The organism is uncultured Lutibacter sp., assembly GCF_937891065.1.
GTDB lineage: Bacteria > Bacteroidota > Bacteroidia > Flavobacteriales > Flavobacteriaceae > Lutibacter.
The window spans coordinates 21,559-29,436 of the sequence record NZ_CALAEQ010000024.1; the positions used below are offsets into that span (position 1 = coordinate 21,559).

A 7,878-nucleotide genomic window follows, 5' to 3' on the forward strand; every position below is an offset into this window, starting at 1 on the left:
ATTTTAAATTGTTAGTTGTAAATTTAATTACTTAATGCATTGCTATTTAGTTTTTAAATTTCTATTCCTATAAAACGTCTATAAATTATATACAAATACATACTTATAATTAATATAGAGCACACAATAATTGTAAACTTTAGGATGTTCTTTAGTGACATGGGCTTAATTAAATACATATTATTTTCTTTGCAGGGTTCTTTTCAAAAGTATTTTAATATCGCTATTAGTGAGTAAGGAAAAATCGTTAAATTTTTATGGTAAAACCGTATTTTTTATTTTAATCAGTCTAAAAATTTAATTGTATTTAATTTTAGTTAATTTTATCTTTCATTAAAATTGAAAAAATCTATTGAGTAGTTTTAAAAACATACAAGTCAAGCTTCAACATTTTATTAAAAAGTTCTATTTTAATGAGCTTATTAAAGGGCTTTTGTTGTTTTTTGCCATTGGGTTATTGTATTTTATAATTGTTCTTTTTATTGAGTATTTTTTATGGTTAAAACCGTTAGCAAGAACTGTTTTATTTTGGATTTTTATAGTTGTTGAGTTAAGTTTATTAACGTTCTATATAATAATACCAATTATTAAATTAATAGGTTTTAAAAATGGTATTACTGAGGTTGAAGCAGCTAAAATTATTGGAAATCACTTTCCTGAAATAAGTGATAAATTATTGAATATGATTCAGTTACATAATTCTGAGTCTAATTCTGAACTTATTGAAGCTAGTATTGAGCAAAAATCTAAAGAAATACAGTTGATACCGTTTAGAGGCGCCATTGATTATTCAAAAAACAAGAAGTTTATTAAATTTGCTTTTATTCCTATTGTAATTTGGTTGTTAGTTTATATAACGGGTAATAGCACTATTTTTAATGAAAGTTTTTCTAGAGTTGTTCATTATAACACTCAATTTGAACCACCAGCACCATTTTCTTTTGTTCTTTTAAACAATTCATTTAATGTAATAGAAGGAGAACCATTTACGTTACAAATTGAAACTGTTGGAAACGTAATTCCAGAAGATGCTAAAATTAATTTTTCAGATGAAAATTATTATTTAGAAAATAAAGGATTTGGAAAGTTTGAATATCATTTTACAAATATAAAACACACTATTGATTTCTATTTGGAAGCCAACGGAATTAGTTCTAAAAGTTATAAAATTAGCAGTATCGCAACACCTGTTATTACTAATTTAAAAATGGTGTTAAATTATCCTAAGTACACTGGTAAACGTAATGAAGTAATTCAAAATACTGGAAATGCAATTGTTCCACAAGGAACTCAAATTTCTTGGCAAGTTGAAACGCATCAAACAAATGCTATAAGTTTTATTTCAAATCAACAAGAAGAAGAAAATTTTACACAAAGCACCAAAGATTATTTTAGTTATTCAAAGCAGATATACAATTCTATTAATTATAAAATTTCAACTTCTAATCAAGAACTTTTAAATCACGAGTCTTTAAATTTTGCGATTCAGGTTATTTCAGACGAACTTCCTAAAATTATTGTAAAATCAGATATTGATTCAATTAGTCATGGTCCAGTTCAGTTTATTGGTCAATTAAGCGATGATTACGGTATTAATAAGCTTCAATTGGTATATTATGATAATAATAACCCAAAACAATCTAAAAAGCACTTAATAGAGGTTTCAAAAGCTTCTTTTTCAGACTTTTATTATGTTTTCCCTGATGGAATTAAAATTGATGAAGGCGTAGCTTATGAACTCTATTTTGAAGTTTTTGATAACGATGCTGTGAATGGAAATAAGAAAACGAAGAGTCGTGTTTTTAGTTATTATAATAAAACCAAAAAGGAATTGCAAGAAGAATTATTAAACGAGCAAAAGGAAGCTATTAGTAATATTTCAAAAATTGTTGCAAAATCGAAACAATCAAATTCAGAACTAAAAAAGTTTAAAAATTCAATTCAAAAGAAGGCTGAAATTAATTGGAATGACACAAAACAATTAGAACAATTTATAAAACGTCAATCGCAATATCAAGAAATGTTTCAGAAGCAAACAAATCAGCTGGAAAAGAATTTGAATGAGCAACCACAAAACGAAAATTTAAAAGAGAAGAAGGAAGAGCTTCAAAAGAGAATTGAAGAAACCAAGAAATTAGCGAATCAAGAAAAAATGTTGGAGGAACTTAAAGAGCTTACCAATAAACTTGAAAAGGAAGATTTGATTGATAAATTAAAAGAGCTTGCAAAAAAAAATAAACAAAATGAGCGAAGTTTAGAGCGTATTTTGGAACTCACAAAACGTTTTTATGTGGAGCAAAAAGCAAATCAAATTTCTGAAAAATTAGATAAACTAGCAGAAAAGGAAAATGAATTGTCTAAACAAAAAGAAGAAGAAAATACGGTTGAAAAACAGGAAGAAATTAATAAAGAATTTGAGGAAATAAAAAAAGATTTTAATGAATTAGAAAATCAAAATAAAGACTTACAACGCCCAATGAAACTTCCTAATACGGAAGATGAAAAAAAAGATATTGATCAAGATTTAAAAAAAGCATTAGAAGATTTAAAAGAACAACAATCAAGCAAAGCTAAAAAAAGCCAAAAGTCTGCTTCTAAGAAGATGAAGGAATTAGCGCAATCTATGGAGCAATCTATGGAAGCTGCCGAAGGAGAATCCATTGATGAAAATATTGATGATTTACGAAAGATTGTTGAGAACCTAATTGAGTTTTCATTCCAACAGGAAGCTCTTTTAAATAAATTTGCTAGTTCAGATAATCACCATCCTGAATATCCAAAAAATATTAAACAACAACATATTTTAAAAGAATATTTTGAACATGTTGATGATAGTTTATATGTGCTTTCTTTACGTATTGTGAAAATGGGTACGGCTATTCAAAATGAAGTTTCTGATGCTCATTATAACATTGATGAATCCTTATTGAATTTTACTGAAAACAGATTTGATCAGGGAATTTCTAATCAACAATTTGTGATTACTGCGGTTAATAATTTAGCAAATTCGTTGAGTAATTTATTAGAGAGTTTAATGAATGCTTCACCTAGTTTTGGTAAGGGAAAAGGAAGTTCTCAGGAATTTAGTTTGCCAGATGTTATTAAAAAGCAAGGAGAATTGACTGAACAAATGAAAGAAGGAATGAAAAAAGGTGAGAAACCAGGTGAGAAAGATGGTAAACAAAAAGGGGAAAATCCTGGTGAAAGTGGGGAGCAAATGGACGGTGATTTGTATGAAATTTACAAACAACAATCTCAATTAAGAGAAATGCTCAAAGAAATGTTAGGTGAGGATGGGAAGAAATCGGGTAGTGGTTCAGGTGAAGCTATAAAGCAAATGGAAGATTTAGAAAAGGCTTTACTAGAAAAAGGTTTCACTAGAGAGGTCATTCAAAAGATGGAGCAGTTGAATTATGAATTGTTAAAATTAGAAAAAGCTACTTTACAACAAGGTGAAGATAAAATGAGAAAATCTGAAACGAATATTGAACAGTTTCAAAATAGAAGTATTGATAAATTAAAACTTCAAAATCAGTATTTTAATTATAACGAAATATTAAATAGACAATCATTACCTTTGCGCACAATTTATAAAAAGAAAGTGCAAGAGTACTTTAAGACAGAAAAATAAAATTTTAAAATGATTCTATTTAATTACGAAACTGATTTTAAATTAGTGAATGAAGAGGCCATACAAAAATGGATTTCTGAGTGTATTGAAACACGTGGATTTACGGAAGGTGAATTAAATTACATTTTTTGTGATGATGAATATTTACTTAAATTGAATGTTGAATTTTTAGAACATGACACTTTAACAGATATTATTAGCTTCGATTATACGTTAGGTAAGCTAATTAGTGGAGATATTTTTATTTCAGTAGAAAGAGTTCAAGAAAATGCTAATTTATTCACTCAAACATTTGATAATGAATTGAATAGGGTGTTAATTCACGGTATTTTGCATTATATGGGCTATAAAGATAAAACGGATGCTGCAAAAGCAGAAATGAGGAGTGAAGAAGATAAATGTTTAGCTTTATTAGAATCTTAATAACGTTCCACGTGGAACACAATACAAACAAATATGTTTAATTCGGTTTATGATGTTATAGTTGTTGGAGGTGGGCACGCCGGAAGTGAAGCTGCTGCAGCTAGTGCTAACTTGGGTGCGCACACACTTTTAATAACAATGAATTTACAAAATATTGCCCAAATGAGTTGTAATCCTGCTATGGGAGGAATTGCAAAAGGGCAAATTGTTAGGGAGATAGATGCGTTAGGAGGTTATAGTGCAATTGTAACAGATAAAACAGCTATTCAATTTAAAATGTTGAATAAATCTAAAGGGCCTGCAATGTGGAGCCCAAGGGCTCAAAGTGATAGAATGCGTTTTGCAGAATGTTGGAGAACGATGTTAGAGCAAACTAAAAATTTAGATTTTTATCAGGATAATGTTGTCGGTTTATTATTTGATGATGGTAAGGTAGTAGGTGTTAAAACTTCGTTAGGAATTGAAATAAAATCAAAGTCTGTTATTATAACAGCTGGTACTTTTTTAAATGGATTAATGCATCTTGGTGATAAAACTTTTGGAGGAGGAAGAGCAGGAGAAAGTGCTTCAATTGGTATTACAGAAGATTTGATAAAAGTAGGTTTTGAATCTGGAAGAATGAAAACTGGAACACCGCCAAGAGTTGATTCGAGGTCATTAGATTTTTCAAAAATGATTGAACAACCTGGCGATGAAAACCCTGAGAAATTTTCATATTTACCCTCTACAAAATCATTGGTTGAACAACGTTCTTGTTATATGACTTATACTTCTTTGGAAGTGCATGATTTATTAAGAACGGGATTTGAAAGGTCACCCATGTTTAATGGAAGAATACAAAGTATTGGGCCGAGATATTGTCCATCTATAGAGGATAAGATTGATAGATTTGCTACTAAAGAACGTCACCAACTTTTTATTGAACCTGAAGGTTGGGACACTATAGAAACGTATGTAAATGGTTTTTCCACCTCTTTACCTGAAGATGTTCAAGACAAGGCACTTCGAAAAGTGGCTGGTTTTGAAAATGTAAAATTCCTTAGATTTGGCTATGCTATTGAATACGATTATTTTCCACCAACACAATTGAAGCATACTTTAGAAACGAAGCTTATAGAAAATTTATATTTTGCTGGACAAATAAATGGTACAACAGGTTATGAAGAAGCAGCGGCTCAAGGTTTAATGGCTGGTATAAATGCAGCGTTAAAGATTCAAAGTAAACATGCTTTTATATTGAAAAGAGATGAAGCTTATATTGGTGTTTTAATAGATGATTTAATCACAAAAGGAACTGAAGAGCCTTATAGAATGTTTACTTCAAGAGCTGAATATAGAACATTATTACGCCAAGATAATGCTGATTTAAGATTAACACCTTTGGCTTTTAAACTTGGATTAGCTTCAAAAGAGCGAATGGATAGAGTGGTTGAAAAGCAAAAAAAGACAGACTTATTTGTGAAGTTTTTAATTGAAACAAGTGTCAAGCCTGAAGAGATAAATCCAATCTTAGATGAAAACAATACAGCGCAAGTTTCGCAATCTATGAAGCTTTTTAAAATAGCTGCAAGGCCTCAATTAAACTTTGATGACCTTCGGAAATTAGCTAAAGTTGAAGCGTTTATTTTAGAGAATTCAATTGATCGAGAGATTGTAGAGCAGACTGAAATTCATGTAAAATATGCAGGCTATATTGAAAAAGAAAAGAATCAAGCTGACAAGGTAAATAGATTAGAAAATGTTTCTATTCCTTCTAATTTTGATTATTATAAAGTAGCGTCGTTATCAATAGAAGCACGTCAAAAATTAACAAAAATTAAACCAATAACTATATCACAAGCGAGTAGAATTAGTGGAGTTTCACCAAGTGATATTTCTGTTTTATTGGTGTATATGGGAAGGTGATTTTTAACGTTCCACGTGGAACAAATAATAATTATCAGTAATAATTGATGTTTATTCCTGATATTTAAAGTTGTAAATCAGTCAAGATAATTAGTAATTTTAAGGTTGTTAATCTAAAAAATGAGTAATACTATATCCCCAATAATAGAAGTTAAAGAACTTATAGAGATTCATCAATTAGAAACTTTAGTTATTGTTGATGCTAGTAATGAAACTAGTTATAAAGCTAAACATTTAGATGGCGCTTTGTTTGTTAATTTAAACACTCAATTATCAAATATTAAAGAAGATGTTTCCATTGGAGGAAGACATCCTTTAACTACAATTAAGCAATTTTCTCAAACATTAAAAAGTCTTGGAATTAACGAAAAAAGTCACGTTGTAATTTATGATGATAAAAACGGAGCAAATTCAGCTGCTCGTTTTTGGTGGATGTTAAGAGCTATTGGACACGATAAAGTTCAAGTTTTGAATGGTGGTATTCAAGAAGCAGAGAGGAAAGGTTTTCTTATTAATTCAGAATTAGTAGAAGCAAAGAAAACGGCTTCCTATAATTTTGCGAATTATAAACTTCCACAAGCTGATATTTCTGAAGTTGAAAATTATTCCCAAGACAAAAATTATATTGTTGTTGATGTGCGTGAAGAGGAACGATATCTTGGAATTAAAGAACCTTTAGATTTGGTAGCGGGTCATATTCCGGGAGCTATTAATATTCCTTTTTCTACCAATTTAGATCCGAATGGACTTTTTAAAACATCCAAAGAATTAAATAAAAAATATCAAGTTGTTTTTGAAAATATAAAATCAGATCATATTATTGTTCATTGTGGATCTGGTGTAACTGCATGTCATACATTGTTGGCAATTGCATATGCTGGATTAGATATCCCAAAATTATACGTAGGTTCTTGGAGTGAATGGTCTAGAAATAATAAAAATATTGCTACAATAAATACAAATTTTTAAGAATGGATTTTTCAAAAATCAAAAAAATTACCTGTGAAGATTATACTGTTTCAAACCAAAAATTTGATTTAGTATACAATGAAAAATTTGATATGCTCGAGACTTTTCCTCAACCTAAATTGGAAGATTTAGGCAATTATTACGAAAGCTCAGATTATATCTCTCATACAGATTCAAAGAAATCATTTACAGATAAGTTATATCAAATTGTTAAAGGTTATACTTTAAATAAGAAATTAAGCTTGATTAATTCATTTAAAACTGAGCAAAAAAACCTATTAGATGTTGGTTGTGGAACAGGTGATTTTTTATTGAATTGTAAAAATAACGGATGGAACGTAGTAGGAGTAGAACCAAACCATCAAGCAAAAAGTTTGGCAGAAAGCAAACTGACAGCAAGTAGCATTTCAAAAGTTTATACTAATTTGACAGATATCAATTCTGAAAAATTTGATGTAATTACCTTGTGGCATGTGTTAGAACATGTTCCGAATTTAGAGGTATACATTCTAAATTTAAAACAATTATTAAAGCCAAATGGTGTTTTAGTTGTTGCAGTTCCAAATTTTAAAAGTTACGACGCTAACTATTATAAACAGTTTTGGGCAGCTTTTGATGTACCAAGACATTTATGGCATTTCTCAAAAAAGTCAATTGAGTTACTTTTTTCAAAAGAGAATATGGCTGTTAAAAAAATACTTCCAATGAAGTTTGATTCGTTTTATGTTTCTCTATTAAGTGAAAATTATAAAAATGGAAAAAGTAGTTTTATAAGTGCCTTTTATATTGGTTTGTTGTCAAATTTAAAAGCTTTGAGTTCTAAAGAGTATTCTTCGTTAATTTATGTTATAAAAAACACTTAAAATTGATTTTAAAACGATTTAAGAGCGTTTAATCAGTTTAGATATATCTTTATATTCCTTTTTAAAGTTAATATTAGATTAAAGCCA

Annotated in this window: 5 protein-coding genes; all 5 read left to right on the forward strand. The window is 29.1% G+C overall.

Going from position 1 to position 7,878, the window contains the following annotated elements:
* Positions 1-352 precede the first annotated feature (352 nt).
* Positions 353-3,631, forward strand: a complete 3,279-nt coding sequence (locus tag Q0352_RS01820; protein WP_299522687.1) for a DUF4175 family protein — start codon at positions 353-355, stop codon at positions 3,629-3,631.
* Positions 3,632-3,640: 9 nt separating this feature from the next.
* Complete coding sequence (ybeY, locus tag Q0352_RS01825; protein ID WP_299522690.1) at positions 3,641-4,054, forward strand: rRNA maturation RNase YbeY; 414 nt, start codon at positions 3,641-3,643, stop codon at positions 4,052-4,054.
* A 33-nt stretch (positions 4,055-4,087) separates the two neighbouring features.
* Entirely contained in the window at positions 4,088-5,959 is a 1,872-nt protein-coding gene (mnmG, locus tag Q0352_RS01830) for a tRNA uridine-5-carboxymethylaminomethyl(34) synthesis enzyme MnmG (protein ID WP_299522693.1), read from the forward strand.
* Between the two features lie 120 nt (positions 5,960-6,079).
* Complete coding sequence (locus Q0352_RS01835) at positions 6,080-6,928, forward strand: sulfurtransferase (protein WP_299522696.1); 849 nt, start codon at positions 6,080-6,082, stop codon at positions 6,926-6,928.
* A gap of 2 nt (positions 6,929-6,930) precedes the next feature.
* Positions 6,931-7,791 (forward strand): class I SAM-dependent methyltransferase, encoded by an 861-nt coding sequence (locus Q0352_RS01840; RefSeq protein ID WP_299522699.1) that lies wholly within the window; start codon positions 6,931-6,933, stop codon positions 7,789-7,791.
* Positions 7,792-7,878: the final 87 nt, after the last annotated feature.